Source organism: Thermodesulforhabdus norvegica (assembly GCF_900114975.1).
Classification (GTDB): domain Bacteria; phylum Desulfobacterota; class Syntrophobacteria; order Syntrophobacterales; family Thermodesulforhabdaceae; genus Thermodesulforhabdus; species Thermodesulforhabdus norvegica.
The window spans coordinates 66897-92865 of the sequence record NZ_FOUU01000006.1; the positions used below are offsets into that span (position 1 = coordinate 66897).

The window sequence follows — 25969 nt, forward strand, 5'->3', positions numbered from 1 at the left end:
AATCCCCATAAGCTGAGAGAGCTCAGAAGTCGGTCTTTTTTAATGGCTCGACTTTTGCTCCCTGCAGCATGAACCTCTTTCTGAATTCCTGCAAAAAAGCATAGGAGGCACAAATCGGTTGAGCTTCAACGCAACGCCTGGACATAAAATCACGGATTTTCGAAAAAATCAATTGTGGCGACATGCTCGAAAGATGAGGCCCAGAGGATTAACAGCTTGCTCTTATAGGGAGGATTGGAATGGAAAGGGTAGATCTCAGGCGTTTCTTTGCTCCACGATCGATAGCCGTAATCGGTGCTTCACAGGATTTTACCAGGATCACGGGAAAACCCCTGTACTACCTCAGGAAACACGGCTATACGGGTCGCCTCTATCCGGTGAACCCTCGCTACTCGTCAATTGACGGTCTTCCGTGCTATTCAACAATAGCAGAAGTCCCCGACGAGATTGACCTTGCCCTTATTGCCGTGAACTTCAGAATGGTTCCTCAGGTTCTCAGGGAATGCTCGGACAAAGGGGTCCGATTCGCAACGATATTCAGTTCCGGCTTTGCGGAAACCGGGGAAGAAGGTAAGCGGATTCAGAAGGAGATAGCCGAAATTGCCCGGGAAGGGGGAATCCGGGTATGCGGGCCTAATTGCCAGGGCGCCGTTGACCTTCACAATAATACCGCCGCCGCCTTTTCGGCCGCTCTGGACGTTTATCCGCTTATAAAGGGATCCGTAGGGTTTGCCACTCAGAGCGGTGCAATGGGCTTTTCCATCTTCAATCTGGCTCAGTCTCAGGGTATTGGGTTTTCTTACATCGTAAGTACAGGCAATGAAATGGATCTTACCTGCGTTGATTTCATGCAATTCATGCTTGACGATCCGAACACCTCGGTAATTTGTGCTTATCTGGAAGGCATAAGAGACGGTAAGGCCTTCGTGGAGCTTGCAGAGAGGGCGCAGGATGTGGGGAAACCCATAGTCGTCCTTAAAACGGGAAAGTCCGACGTGGGGAGCCGTGCGGCTTCGTCTCACACTGCAGCCCTTACGGGCTCCGACGATGTTTTCGACGCTCTGTGCCGCCAGAAAGGCATAATCCGCGTTTCCGATATTGACGAATTGATCGACGTTACGAGAATTATTACGTCCTTTGCCACACCGCCTTCGGGTCGCGGGCTGGGCATAATAAGCACCTCGGGAGGAGGTGGAGTCCTGTGTGCAGACATAGCCGACGAATTGGGTCTTAAAGTTCCGGAATTCGAGAAGGAAGGGCTGGAAAAAATCAAAAGCTCCATTCCCGCTTTCGGCTCGGCCCGAAATCCCGTTGATATGACTGCCCAGGTCATCAATACGGCCGAAGGTTTTCGCAATGTGCTTCAGGCAGTCGTTGACGACCCCGGAGTGGATGCCCTCGTTGTGGTAATCACCATGATAGTGGGTACCTCGGCAACCAAGATGGCTCTGGACCTGGCCCGCATAAAGAAAACAACCCACAAACCCATAGCGGTAGTATGGACTGCAGGAGAAAGTCTTATTCGGGAACAACTGGAAATTCTTAAAGAAGCCTCGGTGCCCTACTATTCCTGCCCTTCCAGGGCGCTCCGATCCCTGGCCCGCTATCTCCAATTCGGAAATTATCTCAAAAACCGGAGCAGAACCCCTTCGGTTATTGAACTTCGGCGGCATATTGGGTTCTCGTCCGAAAAGTATCGGAGCGGGGTTCTAAGTGAGCACGGTTCGAAGGAAGTGCTTTCACGCTTTGAAATCCCCGTAACCCGGGAAATATGCACCGATTCGGTCGAAAGGGCCGTAGATTTCGCCCGTGAAATCGGCTATCCCGTGGCACTTAAGATCGACTCTCCGGACATACTCCACAAAACCGAAGCCGGGTTAATCCGCCTGAACATAAGGAGCGAGGAAGAGCTTGTCAGGTCCTTCCGGGATCTTCTCGGTATTGCCAAATCGAAGTATCCACAGGCCCGGATTAACGGTGTTCTGGTTCAGGAAATGGTAAGTCCGGGAGTAGAAGTGATGGTGGGAGTTAAAAGGGATCCTCAATTCGGCCCTACCGTTGTTTTCGGTCTCGGAGGCATTTTCGTAGAGGTGTTAAAGGACGTTACCATGAGAGTTGCACCCGTTGACGAAGCAGAAGCCCTTAAGATGATTCGGGAAATCCGGGGTTATCCCATTCTCGAAGGGGTGCGTGGATCGGCAAAGTCGGACGTAAAGGCACTGGCGGGAATTATCTCACGGGTTTCTTACATGGCCCTTGCACTACCGAACCTTTCGGAGCTTGACATCAATCCTGTAATAGTTTTCCCGGAAGGCTCGGGGGCAAAAGCAGTAGATGCCCTTATGATTTTCGACTGAAGTGCCTGCATTACACTTAGAATAGATCCGGGAGGTTTATTGGACAAGGTTCTGAGAGGTTTCCGTAAAAAAGTTACCCGCGGGCACGTAGAGTTTTGAAAATCCGAAGGGACCGTCAGCACCACACAGATACCGGAAATTTACTAGAAACCCAGGTAAGCCTCCCGGACCGCCGGATCCTTTTCAAGGTCAGCACCCGGCCCTTCCTTCACCACGCGGCCTCTTTCAATGACGTAGCAGTAGTCGGCAACCTTCAGTACCTGATGAACGTTCTGTTCGACGATCAGAACGGTCAGGCCCATCTGACGAAGCTCCCTTATGGTGCGGAATACTTCGTGAACTACTACCGGGGCAAGGCCAAGGCTTGGCTCATCAAACATTATAAGGTCCGGGTCCTGCATAAGCCCTCGACCGATGGCCAGCATTTGCTGTTCTCCCCCCGAGAGGGTTTCTGCAACCTGCTTTCTTCTTTCGGCCAGTCTGGGAAAAAGTTCGTAAACACGGGCCAGACTTTTCGCTCTCTTATCTCTGGCCCTCTTTATGTAAGACCCGACGAGGAGATTTTCTTCGACGGTCATTTTAGGAAATAGCTGTCTTCCTTCGGGTATAAGTGTGATTCCCAGATCCACCACTTTGTAAACCGGTAACCCCGATATATCCTGATTCTGGTAAAAAATCCTACCTTCCGAAACGGGTAAAAGGCCGCAAATCGATTTTAATGTGGTCGTTTTGCCGGCCCCGTTGGCACCTATAAGGGCAACCGTTCGGCCCTGCTCCACTCTGAGCGAAACTCCCCAGAGCGCACGAATATCACCGTAATCAACCTTTATGTCCTCCACCCTGAGCAAGCTCATGCTGCCGTCTCCTCACCCAGATAAGCCCTGATAACAACAGGATTTTTTGCCACCTCTGCCGGACTTCCCTCGGCTATTTTTTCTCCGTAATTGAGAACGATAACCCTGCTGCTAAGGCTCATTACCACCCTCATGTTGTGTTCTATAAGAAGCACAGTAACACCCCGGTCCCGTATCTGCTTTATCAGTTCAACGGTTTCGGCAACTTCAGCGGGATTCAACCCTGCCATTACCTCGTCGAGAAGCAGGAGAGAAGGTTCAAGAGAGAGGGCTTTGGCGATCTCAAGCCGTTTCCTCCATGCCAGCGTCAGGCCAGATGCGGCCGTATCGGCTTTGTCCGCCAGGCCGATGAACTTCAGTATTTCCCCAGCATGGCTTTCCGCGTCGGCCTTACTTCTGTGCCTGATCAGAGCTCCTACCATCACGTTTTCAAGGACGCTCAGGCTGGAGAAAGGCTTGACTATCTGAAAGGTTCTACCGATTCCCATTTGTGCCAGTTCATAAGGCGGCTTTCCCGTAATGTCACGATCCTGAAAGAAGACCTTTCCCCGTGTTGGTTTCAGATAGCCGCTGATGACGTTGAAAATTGTGGTCTTTCCGGCACCATTCGGCCCGATGATGGCCACAATTTCACCGGGCATCACGTTAAATGTAACGCCGTCTACGGCGCGAAGGCCTCCAAAAGCCATGGTCACCGATTCTACTCTGAGGACAGGGCTATTCATTTAGATCTCCCGTAAGTGTTTCTTTTTTGGCCGATGGAATACCTCCGGGGCGTGACCCGGTGCCTTTCAGCCTGCCGCTTATGGTTCCCCACAGGCCGTCAGGCAGGAAAACGACGCTAAGAGCAATAAGCGCTCCGAGGATGATAAGGTAAAGAACCTGGTAATCTGAGAGATAGGCCCAGAAACAGGTTTTGAAGGCAAATATAATGAGCGCCCCTACGGCCGGACCTATCAACGTCCCAAGGCCTCCGAATACTGCCATAACAACTGCCTGATCGGTTACGAGATCCCCGAGTGTTGATGCCGGGTCAATATAGGTTATCCAGTAAGCATACACTCCGCCTATGATCCCGGTCGGAATTGCGGATATAACGAATACCCTGATCTTTATGCAGGCCGGGTTGATCCCCATGGCCATGGCACCGTCTTCGTTTTCCCTTATTGCTTTTACCTTAAGGCCAAAGGGAGAGACTTCAAAAAGATACCAGAAAAGGGCAAAAACCATCAGAACCAGCCCGCCCATCACGTAGAAGAAAAATTGGGGGTGCAAAAAGGGAGGAAGTCTCATCCCGTCCGGGCCTCCCGTTATATCGAGGATCAGGGCGAGCTGTTGTATAGCCCGGGCAAGCGCCCAGGTTGCAATGGCGAAGTACGCCCCCCGGAGCCTCAGGGTGGGAAATCCCGCAATCAGCGCGCTCAGACCGGCCGCCATCCCTCCTGCAATCGTCGCCGGGAAAAAGAGCCATCCACCGTGGACCATCAGTAAAGCCGTGGTATAGGCCCCGATCCCGAAGAAAGCACCGTGACCGAAGTTAAGGTAGCCTGCGTAACCCGCAAGGGCGTCCCAGGTAACCGCAAGACCGATCCACATAATTGCTTCGGTAAAGACCCGCAGATAAAAAGTGTCGTGCACGAACAGGGGGATCGTAACGACCAGCGCAACCGCTCCGGCAAAGCACGACAGGAATCTTCGACCCATGAGACTTACACTCCTTTCCCGAAGATGCCTTTTGGAGAAATCAGCAGAATCAGATAAAGGGCTCCAAAGACGGCGAGCATTGTGTAGGCCGGGCTGAGGTAAATCAGGAAGAAGGACTGGATGAAGCCCAGGAGAAAAGCGGCCCAGGGTACTCCGGGAAGGTATCCCATACCCGCAAGCACCACCACAAAGAACGCAAAGACCGTGTAATCCGGCCCCATCTGGGCGCTTATGGAAAATATGCAGCCTATAAGCGCACCGGTCATGGCGCTTATGCCGACGTAGATCCCGTAAACATATGATCCCGTCCTCCCTGCATTAACCCCCATGAGCCCCGCCGCTTCCTTGTGCTGGGCAAGAGCCCGCACTGCAAGACCGAAGTCCGTTCTGTGGAGCAGGAAATAGAGCCCCATGGTGACGACCAGGGCGTAGCAAAGGCAAAGGCCTACAAGCCTTATTGTCGGTATGGTTACGAACAAGGGGCCAAATTGCAGGAAAAGCGAACCCTCGGCAAGGGTTGAGGGTATGGAACGAGAATAAAATCCAAAAGCCGTAAGAGCCAATCCCCGGATCATGATGGCCAGACCGAAGGTGAAGACCAGGCCCATCAGCACGGGGTTTCCCCGTCGCCCGCTAAGTACTCTGTGGATAAGAGGCTGGATAAAGGATCCGATCATGAAAAAAACGGCAAAAATCAGGGGGAAAAGCACAAGAGGTTCCAGACCCAGCCATCGGCTCAGGTAGTATCCGAGAAAGGCTCCAAGCATTATCCACTCGCCTACGGCAAAATCTATGACGTGCATAACCCCGTAGGCCAGCGAAAAACCTATGGCTACGGTTATGTAGATACCGCCTATCAAAAGCCCGTCAACAACAGCCTGAGGTAACAAAAAAAGCATAGGGAATACCCTCTCACAGTCCTGATCAGGCTGCCCGGCAGTTGTGAACTCCCCGTACCGGGCAGCCTGCGGTGTATTATCTTTCATTCCAGGGTTTCAGCGGGTAAAGAGCAGGTGCCTCGGCATATTCAGGCGGACCGACAATCACGGCTTGACCTTTTTGGATCTGCACGGTCAGAGGAGTCAGTCCCACGTTGGCGTGGTAATACTCGCCTTCCTCCGCAAAATCGATTACCCCGTAGAAAGTGTTGATGTGAAGCTTCTCAAGGGCAGAAACCAGAGCTTTCCGCTCTTCGTAAGACAGCGGGGGTGTGGCCTTTATTTGGGCAAGTGCAACCTGGAAGGCGATGCCGGCAGCGGTGGACCCGGCCTGGGTATAATCGGCCGGTACATTAAAGGCCTTAAGCGCGGCCTCTCCGTAGCTCTTTGCGTCGGGCCAAAGGACCTCTCCGTGAGTTGGAATAGTCGGCGTCCACACGGTTGCGCCGAATACACCTTCTGCATCCTTACCCAGAGCTTCAACAAAGGCCGGCTCCGTCACTCCGTAGTGCATAAGAAGTGCCTTGGGCGTGTAGTTGATCTGTCGCAGAGACTTTACCAGGTTGATGAGTTCCTCGTCGTGACCCCCAAAGGCTATTATGTCGGGTCGTGTTGCCTTGGCAACGGCCATGTAAGGAGTAAGGTCCTGCCCCTGAGGCACGATATCGTACTTGATTATCTTTATCCCAAGAGCTTCGGCTGCGGCTTTGAAGGCCTCGGCCGTTGCCTTCGAAAAAGCGTCGTTGGAACCGAGAATGATTGCCGTTTTCGGAGGAGGCGTGAGAGACGCAAGGGTCTTTATAGGTGTTGAGCCCGTGTAGTTTACCGGAGGAATGGTTCCGAAGGTATAGAGGAACTTTTGTTTCCATATAAGAGGGGATTCTGCAGACCCCGTTATCATGGGAACCTTGTACTTTTCCAGAACCGGTGCACAGGCAAGCGTAACGCCCGACGAATAGGGACCGAGCACGAAGTCGACCTTTTCCTGCGTTACAAGCCTTTCGGCGGCGGAAGCACCCACCGATGGCTCAGACTGGGCATCGGCGTAAACAAGCTTGACCGGATACTTCTTTCCATCAATCTCTATCCCGCCGAGCCTGTTCACCTCTTCTGCCCAGAGATCGTAACCCCTCTTGGTTACATTACCGCCCGTGGCAAGATCGCCCGACAGAGATGTAATGACACCCACCTTGAAGTAGTCTCTGGTTTCATCGGCATAGACCCCGTAGCAGGTTAAGCCCAACAGAGCAACTGCTACAAAAAAACCCATAACATACGATTTTCTCATACCGAAACCTCCCCCTTTTAGGTTCGACTTCAAATCGGAACAAAAGGCCGTGGATGTGCCGACAGCGGTAGCATGATCCGTACCATGGTTTGCGGGCAGGTTGGCGGTAGCAGGGAAAGTTTATCTTTTAAAGGGTTAATCAACTCCTTTTAAATGCCCAAATGCATAATTCATGCACATCTGCATAATCAAGATCGTCCTTTTGGGAAGGTTAGTCCGGAGCCTGTACCCTGTATTGGGTTACCTGACGGCACGCCCGGTCCCCTGGTATGTTCTTTGTACTTCGAAAGCATAACGAATGAGGGTTCGGAGTAATGACCCTAATCTCGCAAAAAGGAGAGCGCCATGAAGCAATCGCCTGTTGAGAAATCACTGCTGGAAAGGAGAATCTCCCAGGTTCCACCCGGTCCCTTTAATGTTACTCCCGGTTTTGTAAAGGAAGCCAGAGGAGCTCTGATCATAGATGTGAACGGCAGGGAGATTATCGATTTTGCCGGAGGTATCGGCGTCGTCAATGTAGGTCACTGCCACCCAAAGGTCGTTGCGGCCATAAAGGACCAGGCGGACAAATACATTCACCCCTGTTTTCATGTGATGATGTACGAACCCTACATAGAACTTGCCGAAAAGCTGAACAGTCTTACTCCCGGTGACTTTCCCAAGATGACCATGTTTGCCAACAGCGGGGCGGAAGCGGTGGAAAACGCCGTAAAAATTGCAAGATACGCAACTCAAAGACCCGCCATAATCTGCCTTGAAAACGCCTTTCACGGCCGAACGCTTCTGACCATGACGCTTACCAGCAAGATCAGGCCCTATAAGCTTGGGTTTGGCCCTTTTGCACCGGAAGTTTACCGTATGCCCGCTCCTTATTGTTATAGATGCCCCTTCGGCCTGAAGTATCCTTCCTGTGACGTTGCCTGCGCGGACTATCTCGAAGAGTTTTTTATCTCTCATGTGGCGCCCGAATGTACTGCCGCATTTATTGCCGAACCCATTCAGGGAGAAGGCGGCTTTATAACCCCACCTCCGGAATATTTTCCCAGGATCAAGAAGATCTGTGACAGGTATGGAATTCTGCTCATTGCAGATGAGGTTCAGTCCGGTATGGGCAGAACGGGTAAGCTCTTTGCCATAGAACACTGGAATGTGGTACCGGACATAATAACGACGGCAAAGAGCTTAGCTGCCGGAATGCCCCTGAGCGCCGTGACGGGACGTTCAGATCTTATGGAAAAGCCCCACGTTGGAGGACTCGGAGGGACCTACGGGGGCAATCCCTTAGCCTGCAGAGCGGCTCTTGCCGTTTTGGAAATTCTCCTCGAAGACGGACTGCTCCAAAGAGCGAGCGAACTGGGTAAGAAAATCCTGCAGAAAATGAAGGCCCTCCAGGAAGATTACGAAATCATAGGCGACGTCCGGGGTATAGGGCCTATGCTTGCTATGGAGCTGGTCAGGGACAGACATTCGAAGGAGCCTGCACCCGAGGAAGCGAAGAAACTGGTTGGTCTATGCTTTGAAAAAGGACTGATTATCCTATCCTGTGGGACCTTCGGGAACGTTATACGCACTCTGATGCCCCTTGTAATAACCGACGAACAGCTTGATCGCGGCTTTTCCATCCTGGACGAGGCGCTGAAAGAACTGACCCGGTAAAGGCAGGAGGGGCAAAAATGAAAGGCTTTTTTAAAAAATACGCCCTGATAGACCTGGAAAGAAAAAGGTGGAGTTCGGAAAATCTGGAGGATTCAATGCTGAAGCAGACCCTTGGTGGGAAGGGTCTGGGTGTAAGCCTTCTTCTCAGGAGAAACCCGGCGGGCGTTGATCCTTTTTCTCCCGAAAATCAACTCGTTATAGCCCTGGGTCCGGCAACAGACACTCTTATATGGGGCAATTGCCGTTACGGGATATACACCAGATCACCGCTTACGGGGTTTTTCGGCGAGTCTTACTCGGGGGGTCGGGCTGCCATTCCGATGTCCCGAACGGGTTTCGATGCTTTCGTCATTTCCGGTGCTTCGGATCGTCCCGTATGGCTGGAAATCTCCGACGAAAAAGTGATCTTCCACGACGCCGCAGATCTGTGGGGGCTGGACACTTATCGGGCTCAAGATGAAATCAGAAAGCGCCTATCCGGCACGGATGCTGGAGTTATTGTGATCGGCCCTGCGGGAGAAAACCTTGTGCGTTTCGCCGTGGTGGAAAACGACTACTGGCGTTCTGCCGGCCGTTGCGGAATGGGAGCCGTTCTCGGTTCCAAAAAGGTCAAGGCAATTGCATTCCGGGGAAGTCAGACCAGACCGGTCGCAGATCCTGAAGGTATCCGAAGCTATGCCAGGGAGTTTCTGAAATCCTGCAGAGACCACGGCGTGGCTCAGGCCTATCGTAACTACGGAACGCCCATGATGGTGGCTCTTCTGAATAATGCGGGAGGATTTCCCACCAGATACTGGGCCAGCGGACATTACGAGAAATGGCGGCAGATAAGTGCCGAGTTTATGGTGGAGCGATGCCGTGTTCGCCCCAGGGCCTGCCGCAACTGTTTCATGGCCTGTGGAAAACTTCTGGAGGTTCTTCACGGTCGGCATAAAGGGCTCGTGATAGAAGGTCCTGAATATGAGACCATTTACTCCTTTGGCGGCCTTTGCATGATCGACAGCATAGAAGAAATAGCCTACCTTAACGACATTTGCGACCGCCTGGGTCTCGATACGATAACGGCAGGTAATCTGGTTGCCTTCACGATCGAGGCGTCCCGGAGGGGAAAGATCGGGGAATCCATAGACTACGGCGACGTGGATAAGATTGCATCTCTTCTTGAGAAAATCGCCTATCGAAAGGGCATTGGCGACCTTCTGGCAGAGGGTATCAAAATAGTTGCTTCCGAATGGGGCCTGGAATCTCTGGCGGTTCACGTAAAAGGGCTCGAACCCGCCGGATATGACCCCAGGGCATTAAAGGGCATGGGGCTTGCCTACGCGGTGAGCGACCGTGGGGCCTGTCATCTTCGATCTACCTTCTACAAGGCCGAGCTTTCGGGGATGATAAAACCCGACCAAATTGAAGGTAAGGCCGAGCTATTTATAGACTTTGAAGATCGTTGCACTCTTTTTGATTGCATGATTTTATGCCGGTTCTTCAGAGACCTTTACCCCTGGGAAGAGCTTGCCAGGATCACGGAATTAACCACAGGTGAATCTCTGACGAAGAAGGATCTCCAGAACATTGCTTCTTTCGTTACAGATCAATGCCGCTGGTTTAACATCCGTGAGGGTCTTACGGCAGAAGATGATACCCTGCCGGAGAGGCTTCTGAAGGAAAAACTGGAAGGTGGAAAATCGATTACGAGGGAGGAACTGGAGCGGCTCAAGGCAGACTATTACAGATTGCGGGGATGGAACCCGGAAGGAATACCGGGCAGAGCTATGATTTCTTAAAAATCTGGAGGCAGAAGTGGACCGATTTACAATCGTCGTAGGCTACGACGGTAGCCGCACCTCGTCGGAAGCTTTAAAGGTTGCCATTTTCCATGCACGGCACTTCAACGCTTTTGTTCACGTAGTTTATTCCGTACCTGAAGGCCACGAAGGACGGCTCGAAGAAATAGAATCGGCCCGGGCATTCCTCTCTCACGCAGAGAGCATCCTCAGAGACAACGACATTCCCTGTGAGGTACATCTGTTGGTAAGAGGGTCTTCTCCGGGCAAGAACCTGGTTGAGTTTGCAAGAGATTGCAGGGCCGATGAGATTATAATTGGAGTAAGAAGGAGGTCCAGGGTGGAGAAGTTTGTTTTCGGCTCCACGGCCAATTACGTTATACTGCACGCACAGTGCCCCGTCGTGGCAGTTAAGTAGAGACCGGCCGCTTCGGCGGCACTCCTTCTCACAAAAGGTGACGTTCCTCGGCCGCCTCAATTTAAAAAAGGAAAAGTCTTGCAATAAAAAAGAGTTTGTTTTTAATGTATGCGGATTTGTGGCCTGTCTCCAGGGAGGGGGATCTACATCTATTAAATGGTCTCAAAGGAGGGAGTAAAGTGAACATTGTCGTGCTTCTAAAACAAACGCCGGATACGGAATCGGTTATCCGTATTGCTGCCGATGGGAAATCCATCGAAACGCAGGACCTTAAGTGGATCATCAACCCCTACGATGAATTCGCCGTTGAGGCGGCTCTTCGCCTGAAGGAGCAACATGGAGGTACTGTTACCATCGTTAGCTGGGGGCCTCAAAGGGTTGTCGAAGCTATAAGAACGGCCCTGGCTATGGGCGCAGATAAGGGATTGCTTATTGACGACGAAGCTCTCGAGGGAGCCGACAGTCTGGGCATAGCAAAGGTACTTGCCGCTGCGGTTCAGACCCTCGAGCCGGACATTATTCTTTGCGGTCATCGTGCCGTTGACTACGACCACAACCAGAGAGGTCCTATGGTCGCCGAGCTTCTCGGGTGGCCTCACCTGCCCCTTGCGGTATCCCTGGAGTGCGACGGCACAACCGTGAGAATTGAGCGCCCCGTGGAAGGAGGGAAGATGGTTCTTGAGTCCTCACTTCCCGCTCTCATCACCATGGGCGGTTCCCATGCCGTCTGGAATCCCAGATATGCAAGCCTTCCCGGCATTATGAAGGCGAAAAAGAAGCCTCTAGAAGTAAAGAAACTGGCCGATCTGGGTCTTGATCCCGGCGAGTGCGGCGGTGCTGCGGCAAAGATTTCGCTGGTAGGCCTTGAAATGCCTCCGGAGCGTAAACCCGGAAAGATCATCAACGGGAATCTTGATACGGAAGGGAAGGCAAAAGAGCTGGTAAGGCTTCTGAGGGAAGAGGCGAAGGTGATCTAACATCTGAAAAAATACGGGGGACAAGGAGAAGAGATATGGCTGAGTCTGTATGCATTGTTGCAGAGTTTCGAGATGGCGGTTTCAGGAGGGTTTCTTTTGAGGTGGCAAGTGAGGGTCGCCGGCTGGCCGATTCTCTAGGGCTTAAGCTCTACGGAGTTGTCGTGGGGTCAGGTGTCGGCGATAAGGCTCAGGAGCTTGCTAAGTACGGCGTAGAAAAAGTTTTTGTAGCCGACAACCCGGCTTTTGAGCATTACATTGCCGAGACCTATGTGCCCGCCGTGGCAGAAATGGTGCGCCAGTGCGATCCTGCGGTGGTACTTCTTCCGGCATCCATGAACGGTAAGGATCTGTCGGCACGGCTTGCGGCAAGGCTTGAAGCCGGTCTGGCCCAGGATTGTGTGGAAATCGCCGTTCAGGACGGCAAACTAAGGGCCAAAAGGCCTCTTTTCGGAGGTAAGTGCCTGGGCTGGTATGAATGGTCCGACGGTGAAGTGGCCATGATTTCCTGTCGTCCCAAAGTAATGAGCTGTCTGGAACCTGATGATAGCAAGCAGGCCGAAGTAGTTAATGTGGATGTAGAAATACCAGATGCCAGATCTCGGGTGGTAAGTGTTGATCTGGACACTTCAGGAAAGATTGAACTTACCGAGGCGGACATTATTGTATCAGGCGGGCGCGGAATGAAGGGTCCCGAGAACTTCGCCATGCTGGAAGAGCTTGCGAGTCTTCTCGGTGCCGCCGTTGGAGCTTCAAGAGCCGCCGTTGATGCGGGCTGGAGACCCCATTCCGATCAGGTTGGTCAGACGGGCAAGGTCGTAACGCCGAGCCTTTACATAGCCGTTGGTATTTCCGGAGCAATACAGCACCTGGCCGGTATGGGCTCATCCAAGTACATCGTCGCCGTGAATAAAGACCCTGATGCCCCCATCTTCAGCAAAGCCGACTACGGTGTCGTGGAAGATCTGTTTAAGTTCATACCGGTTTTCACGGAAGAGGTAAGGAAGCTCAAGAGCGCAGAATAAAGTTCCTTACACAGCCCCGGACTTCTTCCGGGGCTTTTCTTTATGTTTTTCTCATTACAGGCAAATCAGGAGGGGAGGAGTAGTTTATGTCAGCTCTGGAAGAACTCTGGTTAAAACATTATGACGAAGGCGTCCCCAGGCATGCTGCATACCCGGAAGAGCCTCTTCCGTCGATCCTTCACAGAAATGTGCAAAAATGGGCGCACAAACCCATAACGAACTTCTACGGAGCGGTTCTGACCTACGGCGATCTCTGGAGACAGATCAGTCGTATGGCGGAAGCCCTTTCAAGACTCGGGGTTAAGAAAGGCGATCGGGTTGCCATAATGCTTCCCAACTGTCCCCAGTATGTTGTTTCCTATTATGCTACTCTGTGGCTTGGAGCCGTTGTGGTTAACACCAACCCCATGTACGTTGAACGCGAGATAGAACACCAGTGGAGCGATGCCGGAGTAAAGGTAGCCGTTGTCCTTGATCATCTATTTCCCAGGGTTGAAAAGGTCTACAGCAAGATCGGCGTTGAATACGTAATAGTTACAAGCTTTAGAGATGCTCTGCCCAGGCACCTTGCCCTTCTCTATCCCCTTAAAGCCAGGAAGCAGAAACTCTTTACCGCCGTGCCCTATTCAGATCGAGTTCTTCCCTACGGTAAACTTCTGAAGTCCAATCCACCCACCGAAGTCCAGTGCCCCGCGACCCTCGACGACATCGCCCTTCTCCAGTATACAGGTGGAACCACGGGAATATCCAAGGGTGTTATACTAACACATCGCAACATAATGGCCAACGTGGTCCAGATCACCAAGTGGTTTCCCGACCTTGAGTGGGCCAGGGAAAGGATTGTCTGTATCCTGCCCTTCTTCCACGTTTTCGGCATGACCGCATGCATGAATTGGGCTTTATATACGGGAAGTTACATGCTCCTTATACCCAGATTTGAGATAAACGAATTTCTCAAACTCCTTCACAAATTCCGCCCGACCATATTTCCCGGGGTTCCGACCATCTATGTGGCAATAGTCAACCATCCCGACATAAAGAAGTTTGATCTCTCTTCCGTTAAGTTCTGCATAACCGGATCGGCACCCATGCCCGTGGAAGTAATAAACAGGTTTGAAAAAATGACGGGTAGCATTATAGTCGAGGGATTTGGACTTACCGAGTCAAGTCCCGTTACTCACTGCAACCCTCTTCACGGGCTTAGAAAGCCGGGTTCGGTAGGAATTCCCGTCTCCGACACCGAGTGCAAAATAGTTGATATAGAAACCGGAGAAAGAGAGCTGCCCATCGGTGAAGAAGGCGAGCTCGTCGTCAGAGGACCTCAGGTGATGAAGGGTTACTGGAATAAACCCGAGGAGACCGCCCAGGCTTTAAGAAACGGCTGGCTCTACACCGGAGACATTGCAAAGATGGATGAGGATGGATACACCTACATCGTGGACCGAAAGAAGGACATGATCATCGCCGGTGGATACAACATCTATCCCCGTGAAATAGACGAGGTTCTGTACTCTCATCCGAAGGTTCTGGATGCCGTGACGGTAGGAGTGCCCGATCCCTATCGCGGAGAAACCGTAAAGGTTTTTGTTGTGCCCAAGCCGGGTGAAACTCTGACGCCGGAAGAGGTTATATCCTTCTGTAGAGAACGATTGGCCGCCTATAAAGTGCCCAAACTCGTGGAGATACGCGAAAGCCTGCCCAAAAGTGCCGTGGGTAAGGTGCTGAGAAAGGAACTCAGGGAAGAGGAATTGAGAAAACAGAAGCAGGCTTCCTGATTTCTGTGCGCCTCCTTGTCAGAGATGACAAGGAGGCGTTTTTTAAGAGCTCTGCCGGTAAAGTCTTCCATAGTCGGCATGAACTTCTCGCGGCGAAAGGAAAGGCTTTAACACTTCACGGGTTGCGGGACGTCATTACGAAGGGTCTGAAATAACAGAGGGCCAGGGCTTAATGAGGTCATTCTGAATGCCAAGGTGCTCCATAATCCTTGCGACAATAAAATCCACAAGGTCATTCAGGCTTTCAGGTTTGTGGTAAAAGGCCGGCATTGCGGGCAAAATCACCGCGCCCATCCGCGCGCATTTCAACATGTTCTCGATGTGCACCATGTTAAGTGGTGTTTCTCTGGGAACGAGAATCAACAGCCTGCGCTCCTTAAGGCATACATCCGCCGTTCTGTGTATTATGTTCCGACCGGTACCGCTGGCAATCGCGGCCATGGTAGCCATCGTGCAGGGAACCACGACCATTGCATTGAACCTGTGGGAGCCGCTGACAAAAGGTGCCGTGAAATCTCCGGCTTGATAAAAGCGCACACCATCGGGAAGATCTTTCGATATATCCTCCCCTATCTCGAATTCATAAACATAACGCCCGGCGCTGGAGGCTATGACATGAAGAACCACATCACGGTAGCTCGCCAGCTCCTCGATAAGCCGTCTGGCATAAACAGCCCCACTGGCACCCGTTATACCTACAATAATTTCTCTACTCAAAGCCCTTTCTCCTACCATCTCATGTGCAAATGCAAGCTTCCCTGCCCTGTGAAAATATTTCGATTTCCGGGTTTGAAGATATCAGACCGTTTTCATTAAGCAGGGCAAAATAGTGTCTGAGACCACCTATCTGTTCTTCATCGAGGTCATAATGAAGCTGGTCAAAATAAGAATGGAGATCACTCTCCGTGAGGAAGGTCGTCATTGCTGACTCCCTCACGATCTTCACCCTGTTTAGCCATCCCCACCGCTTTGCCTCGTGAAAGACGGCAACACTTCGTTCGATTTCATCGGCCCTTTTTTCGGCGATTTCACGACGGCAGACCCACAGGGCAAAAACAAAAGGCAGACCCGTCCAGTCCCACCACAGCTTTCCGAGGTCATATACCCGGGGATAGATGTTTTTCTTCCACCAATACAGCGCTTCATCGCCTATTGCAAGATACGATTCAGGAAGTTTCTCAGACGACAGGCCTCCAGCTCCCGTTTGCCAGAGCGGCCTCAGGCTTTTCACGAAGGTACATTCCAGACCAAAGGCATTCCTGGTAAGAATTTTAAGGAGTGCCACCGAGGCATGAGATTGCGGAGTAACATGAATGGGAGATCGATCAAGCTGATGTATCTCATATCGGCTAAAAAGAAGCACGCTCTTCACGTGTCCCCGGCAGGAAATGCTCAAATCCGGCAATATTAAGTAGCGATCGCTCCGAAGGGCATACTCGATAGATGACACGACACTTATGTCGAGTCGTCCCGTTTTTATGAGTTCGTTAAGCTCAGCGGGCGAGCCGTAAACGAAGGAGAAATCGTGTTTGATGGTCCCCTGCTCCAGAGGATAATAAATGGGTAAAACGTTCAGATAGCCTATTCTTCCAACACGAAGTCTTCTTCCAGCCACCTTATCTTCCCCTTTACGCCGCTTTCAATAACCGTTTCGGTAATTGTGTCTCTGGATGCCGAGCCTTCCGGAGATACCAGCAAATAGGGCATACGGGTATTTCCGGTAAAGAAACGAAAAGCCGTAAAGGAGGCACTTTTGAGGACCCCATCAGGGTGCAGATCTCTATAGCAATCAATAACCGACGCTATTTCACGAAACATATTCAAGTCTGGAGAACTTGCCAGGCTGTCGGTTCCGAAGAGGACCGGAATTCCAAGCTCATAAGCTTTAACGATATCAGGGCGCCCTACTTTGAGAAATTCATTACTTCTTAAACAAAAACACAGGTGTGATCCATGGGATCGCACGATCTGCCAGTCATTATCGTCGAAGTGGATGCAATGAATCAGGAGTGTTTTACTGTCTAGAACCTTCCGGCTTTCCAGGTACTTGACGGGGCTGACTCCCGGCGGCTCCCAGCCCGGTACCCATCGTCCGAGTTCTTCGAGCAATTCACGGCATGCCCCTTTTCCCGTCAGCATAAATTCCCGCTCATCGGGATGCTCGCCGATGTGAATCGTAAAGGGCCTGCCTCGTGATCTACACCACCGATAGGTCTGAGAAATAAGCCTTGAGGATGTAGAATAGACGGCATGAGGAACAAGGCTTATGTGACGGGTAAACCTTCCATCGAGGAAGTAGCGTCTCTGATCTTCCTTAAGAGCATCGTAAATGTCGTAAACATTAAACCCAAGAAGTTCCCAGAAAACATGGCGGTAGGGAAGTTTTTCGCCTTCCTCCTCCTTCAAAATCGGGATGTTGGTTATATCACCAACGAGACAGGTCCCGCATTGCCATACCTTTCTCAGTTCTCTACGGAAAGCTTCAACAACCTGATCCATCGGGAGCTGCGATCTGAGCCGGATTAATCTTCGCACCCAGGTAAAATAATCATCCGCTTCAATTAAAGAGTGAGCTGACAGTTCCAGATGAGTATGACCGTTTACAAGGGCCGGAAAAAGGGCACATCCGGGATAATCTCTGATTTTTGCAGATTGAATCCCCCATGATCTTTTCAAATCTCTTCTGTCTCCAGCGCAAATTGCCTCCCCCTTTTCGGGATCAAATATGATGGCTCCACCTTCCAGCCACCCCGACTCGGAAAACACCCACGATGCAGTTATCAGGTAGAAGTCACCTTCAGGCTGCATCGTCCCTTTCCTGAACCCATTCGTACTTCATGGTTCGCTGCCTTGGTATGAAACCGGCCGATTTTATTATTCTCCTGATTTCGTCCAGGGACATGCGGAAGGAAACGCCTGCTGCGGCAACGACATTTTCTTCTATCATGGTGGATCCAAAGTCGTTTGCCCCGAAAAACAAAGCCATCTGTGCCACATAGGGGCCCATGGTAACCCAGGAAGCCTGCAGGTTATCGAAATTGTCAAGGGCTATCCGTGACACGGCCAGAAGGCGAAGGTACTCAACACTCGTTTCCGGACGCTTCCAGGAAAGCGCCGTGTTCCCGGGCTGGAAAGCCCAGGGGATGAAGGCCGTAAAACCGCCCGTACGATCCTGCAGTTCTCTCAGGGCTATGAGATGTCGAACCCTGTCCTCTCTGCTTTCCAGATGACCGAACATCATTGTGGCAGTGGTTCTCAGCCCCTGCCTGTGTGCTTCTTCCATAACTTCCAGCCATTCCCCTGCGGTGCATTTGCGGGGAGAAACCCTCATTCTGATTTCATCCACAAGAATTTCGGCACCTCCGCCAGGTATGGAATCAAGACCGGCGGCAACAAGCCTCCTTATTGTTTCCGATACTGAAATACCTTCAAGCTTTGAAAAGAAAACTATCTCTGGAGGTGAAAAGGCGTGGATGTGGATTCCGGGAAATCTCATTTTTATGAATCTCAGCAGGTCTTCATAAAAAGACAGAGGAAGATCGGGGTTATGACCTCCCTGCAGGAGTATCTGAGTTCCGCCTAACCTGACGGTCTCTTCTATTTTCCGCTCCAGCTCATCTTTCGATATCACAAACCCTTCGGGATGCCCCGGGGGTCTGTAATAAGCGCAAAACTTACAGCCGGAAACGCAGATGTTTGAGTAATTGATATTCCGGTCTATTACGTAGCTCACATAGGGCTCCGGGTGTTTTTTCATGCGAATAGCATGGGCAAGTCGCCCGAGGAGGAAAAGATCTGCCTTTTCGTAAAGCTGAACAATTTCTTCGTAGCCTAAACGGCTTCCTGCCATGACCTTATCCGAAATTTTTTTCAGGCTATCTTCCACAGCGAGCCCCCTTAAAGGTTCTTTCATTCTATTTCGTCAGGGGTTCGAAAAAGCTGTTTCTCTCCACGGGTCTAAACCCTGCGGAGGTTATGAGGTATTCGATTTCTTCCCTCGTAAGAGCTTCTTCGGATTCAGCTCCGGCCATGTGACCTATTTTTTCCTCTATGACGGTCCCGTCGAAGTCGTCGGCCCCGAAAAACAGAGCAAGCTGGGCGAGTTTTACCGTGAGCATAACCCAATATGCTTTGATGTGAGGAATGTTATCCAGAACAAGGCGGCTTACTGCTATGGTTCTCAGTATATCGACACCTGTAGGGCCGGGAATATCCCGTAACGGCGATTTCTTTGCGAGAAAAGGTAGTGGAATGAAACAAACGAATCCGCCCGTTTCGTCCTGAAGGTCTCTTAACTTCAGCAGGTGATCAATTCTATCGTGGAAAGACTCTAAATGCCCGAAAAGCATGGTTGCATTGCTTTTTATGCCAAGACGATGAGCCGTCCTCATAACCTCAAGCCACTCATCACCGCTTATCTTTGCAGGGCATATTCGGGCTCTTACAGAGGGGGCAAAGATTTCCGCACCGCCGCCCGGGAGCATATCAAGTCCGGCATCCTTAAGCCGTTCAAGAACCCAGGCTACGGACTTTCCTTCTCTGGAAGCTATGTGGGCTATTTCAACGGCCGTAAAAGCTTTAACTATAACGTCGGGCCTCCATGATTTGACGGCTCTGATAATCTCTTCGTAGTAGTCAAAGGGTAATTCAGGATGACACCCCCCTACGATGTGAACTTCCGTTATTGCATGTGACCCTGGTTCGTTCAGCTTCCCAATGATGTCTTCAACGGCCAGTTCGAATGCTTCGGGATCCCCGGGGCGCTTTCCAAAAGCACAGAAGGCGCATCCGTTCACGCAGATATTTGAATAGTTGATGTGGCGATTTACCACGTAGTAGGCCCTATCATCGTGCAGTCCGGTTCTCACCAGATGGGCCAATTCTCCCACATCCAGGATATCGGGCCATTTAAAAAGTGCTTCCGCATCCTGCCTGTTCAGTCTGTCGCCCTGCTCAATTTTTTTTCGAATACTTTCAAATTTCCCAGAATTCATGGTCAGCTCTCGGAATTATACCCTTTAAAGCCCCTGGCGATGATCTTTACCAGATTATCGATTTTATTTTGCAAAACCTCGTCCTCCGCCCGGAAAATGCCGGACTCGGCATCCCAGAATTCAACGAAGTAGGCCTGCACGAAGCGGTCCAGCACAGCATCTAGGAAGAAAACCGCCGTTGAAACGTCTATCTCCGGAGATATTTCGCCTCTTTCAATGCCTTCCAGAATCAGGTGCTTCAGGTACTCGGCAGAAAAGATGTGAAGTTTTCTTATGAGGCTGTCCCTTAAGGGAAAATCTTCCTGAAACAGCAGTCTTAGATAGAGCCCGTAGACTTCCGGATTTTCTCTGGCAAATTTTATACCCGCCCAGGCGGTTGCCCTTATTTTATCGTAAAAGGACGCATCACCGCTGTTACCACTTTTGATCTTTCTCAGAGCATCTTTAGCCATTGAGACGCAGCGATCAAAGACGAACTGAAACAAACCTTCCTTGCTTCCGAAGTACTGGAATAAGGAACCCTTTGCGATTCCCAATCTTTCCACCAGCCGGTTCATGCTGGCTCTGTGGAACCCGTAACGGGAAAACTCGTGAATGGCTTCTTTGATAATGCGTTGCTGTTTTTCTGTGGAAAGCTTCAAAAAAACCCTGGTGGGCGCCTCACCAGTCATCCCTCGTCCTCCGGCTTTGATGACCATCTGGTCATTACACCTGTCCTGTCTTTGCGTCAAGCCATTAATTTTTTGTGATGACCTCTCGTCGATTTAAGGTTAAATAAAGTAATAGTAAGAAGTTTTCTCGAGGGCTTATAAAGTTTCGTGGGCTTTCATCGCAGGGAGGTAAAGGCATGCAGAGAAAGGCAAAGTACCGTCTGATGGTCACAAGGAGAGAAATGCTCTATGTGCACGATGAGTTCGATCACACGCTCATGCTGGTCGAAATGGAGGGAGAGCCCATAGAGTACCAACCGGGCGTTGCCGGAAAGTTCGTATCCCGAAGATCCGTTACCTTCCACGACCGTGTTAGAGGCACGGGCAAGATGATGGGCTATGCCATCACGACCTTTGAGGAAGGCGCAATTTACAGCAGGTTCGAGGGGCAGAGAGACGGCAATACTAAGTTAACGAAGGGTACCTGGACGGTTTATAAGGGATTGGGTAAACTCCAGGGTATTACGGGGTCCGGTACCTTCACAGTGGTTCCTGGAGAGCGTGATAGAGAGTACATACTCGACATTGAAGGAGAATACGAGCTACCCGGAGCTTAGGAATAGGAATGACGATGCCGGGAGCATTCCCGGCATTTTTTACTTTCTTATCTTTACGTCTCTTACGATCATGCGAGGTAGATCGGTGTAAGGGTCCAGTTCCAGATGATAGGCCACATCGCAGAAAACCCCCGGCGTCAGTGCCGGTGCAAAACCCTTATCCCTGGCCCGCCAGACTATCCCCTTAAGGCCTCCTGCAAAGCTGAGACTTAAGTGTCGCTCTTCGGTTCCAAAGGGTTTGACATTTTCCAGCAGGCAGTTTCTTGTCACAAAAAGAGGCAGGGGATTTCCGGGGCCGTGAGGCTCAAAGAGCGACAGATGATCAACCAGTTCGTCCCTTATAAGCTCCCGGGGAATTTCCAGATCGATGTTCAGCTTAGGGATAAATATGTCGCCGGGAAGACCTGAAGCAAAGGCTTCGAATTTCTTTCGAAATTCCGACAGCATATCGAGATGTAAGGTAAGCCCTGCCGCCGCTTCATGACCGCCCCATCTGATAAGGAATTCATCACATTCCTGAAGTGCTCTGCAGATGTCAAATCCGGGAATGCTGCGGCCCGAAGCCCTCACAACACCCTCATCGTTGACGGTCCCGATTATTACAGGTCCGTAGTGAAAATTCTGAATGACCCGGGACGCGACAATACCGACGACACCCGGATGCCAGCCTCTACCGGCTATAACCAGGGTGCGGTTTTTTATCCTGCGAGTCTTAAGATACATTGAAATGCGGCGAAGGATTTTACTTTCCTCAAGCTGGCGTGCCGTGTTAAGGCGGTTCAGCTCTCTGGCGGCTCTATTCATGTCGTCGATTTCCGTTGCGGTAAGGAGGGACAGTGCCGTCGCGGGATCTCCGACTCTTCCGGCGGCATTTATCCGCGGGGCCAGATAAAAGCCCACGGATCCCGCATTTATGGTTCTGGAGGAGAGGCCGGCAACATCTCTGAGTATTCTTATCGGCGGGAATCTGTCTTCGTTGATCCTTTCCAGTCCCGCCTTCGCAATAATCCGATTGGCTCCGGTAAGGGGCATTACATCGGCTATGGTTCCAAGAGCCGCGAGGCTCTGGTAACGGCCGTCTAGAGTGGGATAAGGCCATCGTCCGTCCAGCATCTGCCTGACCCGGATGAGAAACAAAAGGGTAAGACCGGACGAACATAGGTCCTTGAAGCGGGACGGACAGCCCGGCTGCTTGGGGTTTATGAGCACCGTGGCCGGGGCTATTCTGGAAGGATCCGTTACTTCATGATGGTCAATGACGACGACGTCTGATCCGCTATCTTTCAGGGCACCGATCATCTCGACATCGTGGGTTCCGCAGTCCACCGCCAGAAAGAGCGGAGCACCTGCATGTTGCTCAAGGGCTCTTAAAGGTATGCCGTACCCTTCTTCTCTGGTGGGAATAATTGTTTCAAAATTCCCGTAACCTATGTCCCGGAAGAACCAGACGAGTTGCGCTATCGATGTTATCCCGTCGCAATCGTAATCTCCCACCAGAACCACTCTGTGACCCCGTTCTAAGTGGGAAACAAGAAGCCTGGCTCCCTCATCCAGATTCTTAATTTCCATGTAGCTTTTCAGGCCGGAAAGATGAGGATGCAGAAATTCATCCTCTCTTTCTCCGGCACGACTTTTAACGAGGATCGATATAACTTCGTCAACATCAGAGGGGATCTGTCGGTGGTTTATGACCCACTCTGGAGAAATCATTGCCTTCTAACTGCCCTGCGGCGGCTCTACGTTCATTGCAAGGAGCTTTTTATCATTTTCAAAGACAACCTCCATTTTCCTTGGCGTTATGGTCTTACTAACAACCCCGAGACCGAAGATCGGATGCATTATAAGGTCGCCTTCCTTGTACGAATCGGAAATCCGGTATTCAGGAACGCTTTCCGCCGTGCCGTCACTTTTGGCTTCTTTTAAGAGTGCCCGCCAGTCGTCTTCTGTCTGAGGCTTCTCGATACCGTCAATCAAAACAGACGGCACTTCTTCATCAAGCTCTACCTCAACGTCGTCGTCAAGCAACAGTTCTTCTTCCTCATCATACTGCAGCTCGACATCATCAGAGATCTCATCGGCGTCCATGTCTTCCATGTACTCATCGTCGTCGATGTGCTTTGGAGTCATCTCCTCTTACCTCCCTGTTTCCCGTGTATCTTCTTCCGGCACCTCTATCCGGTACTTAGCAAGTCTATACCTAAAGGATCTGAAAGTCATTCCCAGTAATTCTGCCGCTCTCTGTTTATGCCCCTGAGTCTGCTTAAGTGCCTCGATCAGGTAATGCCGTTCCACTTTTTCCAGCAACTCGTCGAGATTGAGTCCCTCGGGTGGAATCTCTCCGAAAAGAGGCGCAGGAGATTCAACCCTCTTTTTCCGCATCATCAAGCCCGAAGCAATGGTGAGGCTTTCCGGGAGAATTATTCTGGACTGCTCCAGGGCAACCCCTCGTTCTATAATGTTTTCCAGCTCCCTCACATTTCCGGGGAAATCATACCTCCTTAATATGTCAAGGGCATAAGAAGAGATACGTCGAACATCTTTACCGAGAAGGGAAGAATACTTTTCCATGAAGTAATGGGCAAGCAGAGGAATGTCTTCACGGCGTTCTCTGAGCGGTGGAAGCCTTATAGGAATTACGTTAAGTCTGTAATAAAGGTCTTCTCTAAAGGATCCTTCAAGGACCATCTGTTCAAGGTCTCGATTGGTTGCCGCAATTATCCGGACATCCACAGGTATGTCGCAGGTATCCCCGATCCGCCTTATCGATTTTTCCTGTATTAGCCTCAGCAGTTTGACCTGAAGCGCCGGTGTTAGTTCCCCTATTTCGTCAAGGAATAGGGTCCCACCGTGAGCCGCTTCAACGAGGCCTTTGCGGTCAGAGGTGGCACCGGTGAAAGCTCCCTTCTTATAACCGAAGAGCTCGCTTTCAATTAGCGATTCGGGTACGCCACCGCAATTTACCACCACGAAGGGACCCTTTGAACGCCTGCTCAGCCTGTGGATGGCCTTCGCCACCAGCTCTTTGCCGGTCCCGCTTTCCCCGCTTATCAAAACCGTGCTATCGACCAGGGCCACCTTACGGATTGCGTCATAGACTCTGTGCATGGCGGGGCTTTCCCCAATAAAAAGGCCAAAATGGAGATGGTAGCGACCGCACTGGATTTCCCCTTCTTCGGAATCCTTCAGTCCTGCGAGTTCGTCAAGTATCCTGTAAAGTTCGTCCAGTTGAAAAGGTTTGGGCAGGTAATCATAGGCCCCTTCGTTCATTGCCTGAAGGGCCGTTTCTTCGTTGGCATAAGCAGAAATCATAACGACCGACGTCTCGGGGCTGTGTTTTTTTACCTCTATTAGCACGGCAAGACCATCAACGGGTTTCATGCGTATATCGGCTATGACAACATCGAACTTTTCGCCGGACCTAACCATTTCAAGAGCCTTTATGGCATCGGTCGTGGTGACAACTTCGTGGCCTCGTTTCTTCAGCATGAGCCCCAAAAACTCAAGCATCCCCGGATCGTCATCCACAACAAGGACTTTCATGTGTCTCCCTTACCACCATCACCTGCTAATTATTCCAATGCACCTCTCCCTGGCAAAAACGACCCTGCCTTCACAGACCGTTAACTCACTACGGCCTTTCACCTTCCACCCCGCAAAGGGACAATTTTTCCCTTTTGAAAAAAAGGAGTTCACATCCACAATCCATTCCGCCTCCGGATCGACCAGCGTCAGCGAAACCCGTTCGCCCTCCTGCAAAACCTTCGGAGGAATTCCCAGGATGTTGCAGGGATTTACGCTCATTGCCCTGACCAATGCAGCCGGTGACATCACACCTTCTCTAATCAAATTGAGACAGAGAGGCAGTGCCACCTCAAGGCCGACCATACCGAAAGCGGCATAATCGAATTCCACGTCTTTTTCCATTACGCTGTGAGGGGCGTGATCCGTTGCGATGACATCGATAATCCCATCGGCGAGAGCTTGTTTTATTGCTTCCACATCCCGCTCTGTTCTCAGAGGTGGGTTCACCTTGAAAAGGGGATCATAATTGGACGCTACAATCGAGTCTTCTGTGAGCGTAAAATAATGAGGAGCCGTTTCTGCCGTGACCTTTACCCCTCGTCCTCTAGCTTCCCGTATGATTCTGACCGATTCGGCCGTGCTGACATGGGCGATGTGCACCCTGCTCCCTGTGTAGTCCGCAAGGGCCACGTCTCTTGCAACCATTACGGATTCGGCCACTCGCGGGATCCCTCTGAGACCCAGCCGGACTGAGACACTCCCCTCGTTTATCACCCCTCCTCCGGAAAGATTCTTATCCTCGCAGTGGCTGATGACGGTCGCGTCAAATTGAGCCGCGTATTCAAGAGCCCGTCTCATTACCCGAGAATTCATGACAGGGTTCCCGTCGTCGGAAAAGGCCACCGCACCGGCCTGAAGCAGTAATCCCATCTCGGTGAGTTCATCCCCGAGGAGTCCTCTGGTGATACCGGCTACGGGGTATACTCTGCATGCCCCCGACTTATCAGCTTTTTCGAGAATGTAAGCGGTAACGGAAGGATCGTCATTGGGGGGGGTCGTGTTGGGCATGCACGCCACGGCTACAAAACCACCGGCAACGGCGGCACGAGTGCCCGTTTCAACCGTTTCTTTGTACTCTTCGCCGGGCTCTCTTAGATGAACGTGCATGTCAACAAGCCCCGGGAGACACCACAATCCCCTCCCGTCCAGAACGGTTGCTTCGGGAGAGCCCTTTATCTCCTTCCCCAGGGCTACGAGAACCCCATCCCTTATCAGCAAATCTCCCGTAAAGCCGTCTTCACCGCAATCGGGCCTTGAGGGATCAATTATCCTGACATTTTTTATCAAAAGGTTCAGCATCGGAGCACTGCTTAATGCCGATACGTACATTCTTTCCATAGCCTCTCCCGACTTCAG

Annotated in this window: 23 protein-coding genes; 8 read left to right on the forward strand and 15 right to left on the reverse strand. The window is 51.3% G+C overall.

The window, feature by feature from the left end; translation table 11 throughout:
• Nucleotides 1–239 precede the first annotated feature (239 nt).
• Nucleotides 240–2357, forward strand: coding sequence for an acetate--CoA ligase family protein (locus BM091_RS09330; RefSeq protein ID WP_093395261.1), 2118 nt, complete (start codon nt 240–242; stop codon nt 2355–2357).
• Nucleotides 2358–2500: 143 nt separating this feature from the next.
• On the opposite strand, the gene BM091_RS09335 is transcribed toward BM091_RS09330, so the two are convergent.
• From BM091_RS09335 to BM091_RS09355, 5 genes are all read right to left on the reverse strand, one after another.
• Nucleotides 2501–3211 (reverse strand): ABC transporter ATP-binding protein, encoded by a 711-nt coding sequence (locus tag BM091_RS09335; protein WP_093395263.1) that lies wholly within the window; start codon nt 3209–3211, stop codon nt 2501–2503.
• Entirely contained in the window at nt 3208–3936 is a 729-nt protein-coding gene (locus tag BM091_RS09340; RefSeq protein WP_093395264.1) for an ABC transporter ATP-binding protein, read from the reverse strand. The genes BM091_RS09335 and BM091_RS09340 overlap by 4 nt, the downstream gene beginning before the upstream one ends.
• A complete protein-coding gene (locus BM091_RS09345) occupies nt 3929–4915 on the reverse strand; it encodes a branched-chain amino acid ABC transporter permease (protein ID WP_093395266.1) in 987 nt (328 codons plus the stop codon). The genes BM091_RS09340 and BM091_RS09345 overlap by 8 nt, the downstream gene beginning before the upstream one ends.
• Nucleotides 4916–4920: 5 nt before the next feature.
• Nucleotides 4921–5814, reverse strand: a complete 894-nt coding sequence (locus tag BM091_RS09350; protein ID WP_093395267.1) for a branched-chain amino acid ABC transporter permease — start codon at nt 5812–5814, stop codon at nt 4921–4923.
• A gap of 76 nt (nt 5815–5890) precedes the next feature.
• Complete coding sequence (locus BM091_RS09355; protein ID WP_218148864.1) at nt 5891–7141, reverse strand: amino acid ABC transporter substrate-binding protein; 1251 nt, start codon at nt 7139–7141, stop codon at nt 5891–5893.
• A gap of 345 nt (nt 7142–7486) precedes the next feature.
• Between BM091_RS09355 and gabT the strand changes: the two genes are divergently transcribed.
• The 6 genes from gabT (at nt 7487) to BM091_RS09385 (ending at nt 14770) form a co-directional block, all read left to right on the forward strand.
• On the forward strand, nt 7487–8797 hold the full coding sequence (gene gabT, locus BM091_RS09360) for a 4-aminobutyrate--2-oxoglutarate transaminase (RefSeq protein ID WP_093395269.1): 1311 nt from the start codon (nt 7487–7489) through the stop codon (nt 8795–8797).
• A 17-nt stretch (nt 8798–8814) separates the two neighbouring features.
• On the forward strand, nt 8815–10578 hold the full coding sequence (locus BM091_RS09365; RefSeq protein ID WP_093395270.1) for an aldehyde ferredoxin oxidoreductase family protein: 1764 nt from the start codon (nt 8815–8817) through the stop codon (nt 10576–10578).
• Between the two features lie 16 nt (nt 10579–10594).
• Entirely contained in the window at nt 10595–10996 is a 402-nt protein-coding gene (locus BM091_RS09370; RefSeq protein WP_177193598.1) for a universal stress protein, read from the forward strand.
• Nucleotides 10997–11175: 179 nt separating this feature from the next.
• Nucleotides 11176–11973 (forward strand): electron transfer flavoprotein subunit beta/FixA family protein, encoded by a 798-nt coding sequence (locus BM091_RS09375; protein WP_093395273.1) that lies wholly within the window; start codon nt 11176–11178, stop codon nt 11971–11973.
• 35 nt (nt 11974–12008) lie between these two features.
• Nucleotides 12009–12995, forward strand: a complete 987-nt coding sequence (locus tag BM091_RS09380) for an electron transfer flavoprotein subunit alpha/FixB family protein (protein WP_093395274.1) — start codon at nt 12009–12011, stop codon at nt 12993–12995.
• Between the two features lie 86 nt (nt 12996–13081).
• Entirely contained in the window at nt 13082–14770 is a 1689-nt protein-coding gene (locus tag BM091_RS09385) for a long-chain-fatty-acid--CoA ligase (protein WP_093395276.1), read from the forward strand.
• Nucleotides 14771–14905: 135 nt separating this feature from the next.
• Here the strand turns inward: BM091_RS09385 and BM091_RS09390 are convergent, their stop codons facing one another.
• The 6 genes from BM091_RS09390 to BM091_RS09415 form a co-directional block, all read right to left on the reverse strand.
• Nucleotides 14906–15487: a UbiX family flavin prenyltransferase gene (locus tag BM091_RS09390; protein ID WP_245735334.1), complete on the reverse strand. Its 582-nt coding sequence runs from the start codon at nt 15485–15487 to the stop codon at nt 14906–14908.
• Between the two features lie 19 nt (nt 15488–15506).
• Nucleotides 15507–16385 (reverse strand): menaquinone biosynthetic enzyme MqnA/MqnD family protein, encoded by an 879-nt coding sequence (locus BM091_RS09395; protein WP_093395279.1) that lies wholly within the window; start codon nt 16383–16385, stop codon nt 15507–15509.
• Nucleotides 16352–17578: an amidohydrolase family protein gene (locus tag BM091_RS09400; protein WP_093395280.1), complete on the reverse strand. Its 1227-nt coding sequence runs from the start codon at nt 17576–17578 to the stop codon at nt 16352–16354. The genes BM091_RS09395 and BM091_RS09400 overlap by 34 nt, the downstream gene beginning before the upstream one ends.
• The gene (gene mqnC / locus BM091_RS09405; protein ID WP_425443312.1) at nt 17568–18620 is read right to left on the reverse strand and encodes a cyclic dehypoxanthinyl futalosine synthase; all 1053 of its coding nucleotides are present in this window, start codon (nt 18618–18620) and stop codon (nt 17568–17570) included. Before mqnC ends, BM091_RS09400 begins: the two co-directional genes overlap by 11 nt.
• Before the next feature lie 64 nt (nt 18621–18684).
• Nucleotides 18685–19764 (reverse strand): aminofutalosine synthase MqnE, encoded by a 1080-nt coding sequence (gene mqnE, locus BM091_RS09410; RefSeq protein ID WP_093395283.1) that lies wholly within the window; start codon nt 19762–19764, stop codon nt 18685–18687.
• Between the two features lie 2 nt (nt 19765–19766).
• A complete protein-coding gene (locus BM091_RS09415; RefSeq protein WP_177193599.1) occupies nt 19767–20435 on the reverse strand; it encodes a TetR/AcrR family transcriptional regulator in 669 nt (222 codons plus the stop codon).
• A gap of 176 nt (nt 20436–20611) precedes the next feature.
• Here BM091_RS09415 and BM091_RS09420 point away from each other — a divergent pair, with 176 nt between their 5' ends.
• Nucleotides 20612–21031: a hypothetical protein gene (locus tag BM091_RS09420; RefSeq protein ID WP_093395286.1), complete on the forward strand. Its 420-nt coding sequence runs from the start codon at nt 20612–20614 to the stop codon at nt 21029–21031.
• A 39-nt stretch (nt 21032–21070) separates the two neighbouring features.
• Here the strand turns inward: BM091_RS09420 and BM091_RS09425 are convergent, their stop codons facing one another.
• From BM091_RS09425 to BM091_RS09440, 4 genes are read right to left on the reverse strand one after another with little or no spacing between them, the layout of a single operon-like run.
• Nucleotides 21071–22741 (reverse strand): single-stranded-DNA-specific exonuclease RecJ, encoded by a 1671-nt coding sequence (locus BM091_RS09425; protein WP_093395287.1) that lies wholly within the window; start codon nt 22739–22741, stop codon nt 21071–21073.
• 6 nt (nt 22742–22747) lie between these two features.
• Nucleotides 22748–23158, reverse strand: coding sequence for a hypothetical protein (locus BM091_RS09430; protein ID WP_143083128.1), 411 nt, complete (start codon nt 23156–23158; stop codon nt 22748–22750).
• 6 nt (nt 23159–23164) lie between these two features.
• Nucleotides 23165–24571, reverse strand: coding sequence for a sigma-54-dependent transcriptional regulator (locus tag BM091_RS09435; protein WP_093395290.1), 1407 nt, complete (start codon nt 24569–24571; stop codon nt 23165–23167).
• Nucleotides 24572–24589: 18 nt separating this feature from the next.
• Nucleotides 24590–25951, reverse strand: a complete 1362-nt coding sequence (locus BM091_RS09440; RefSeq protein WP_245735338.1) for a dihydroorotase — start codon at nt 25949–25951, stop codon at nt 24590–24592.
• Nucleotides 25952–25969: the final 18 nt, after the last annotated feature.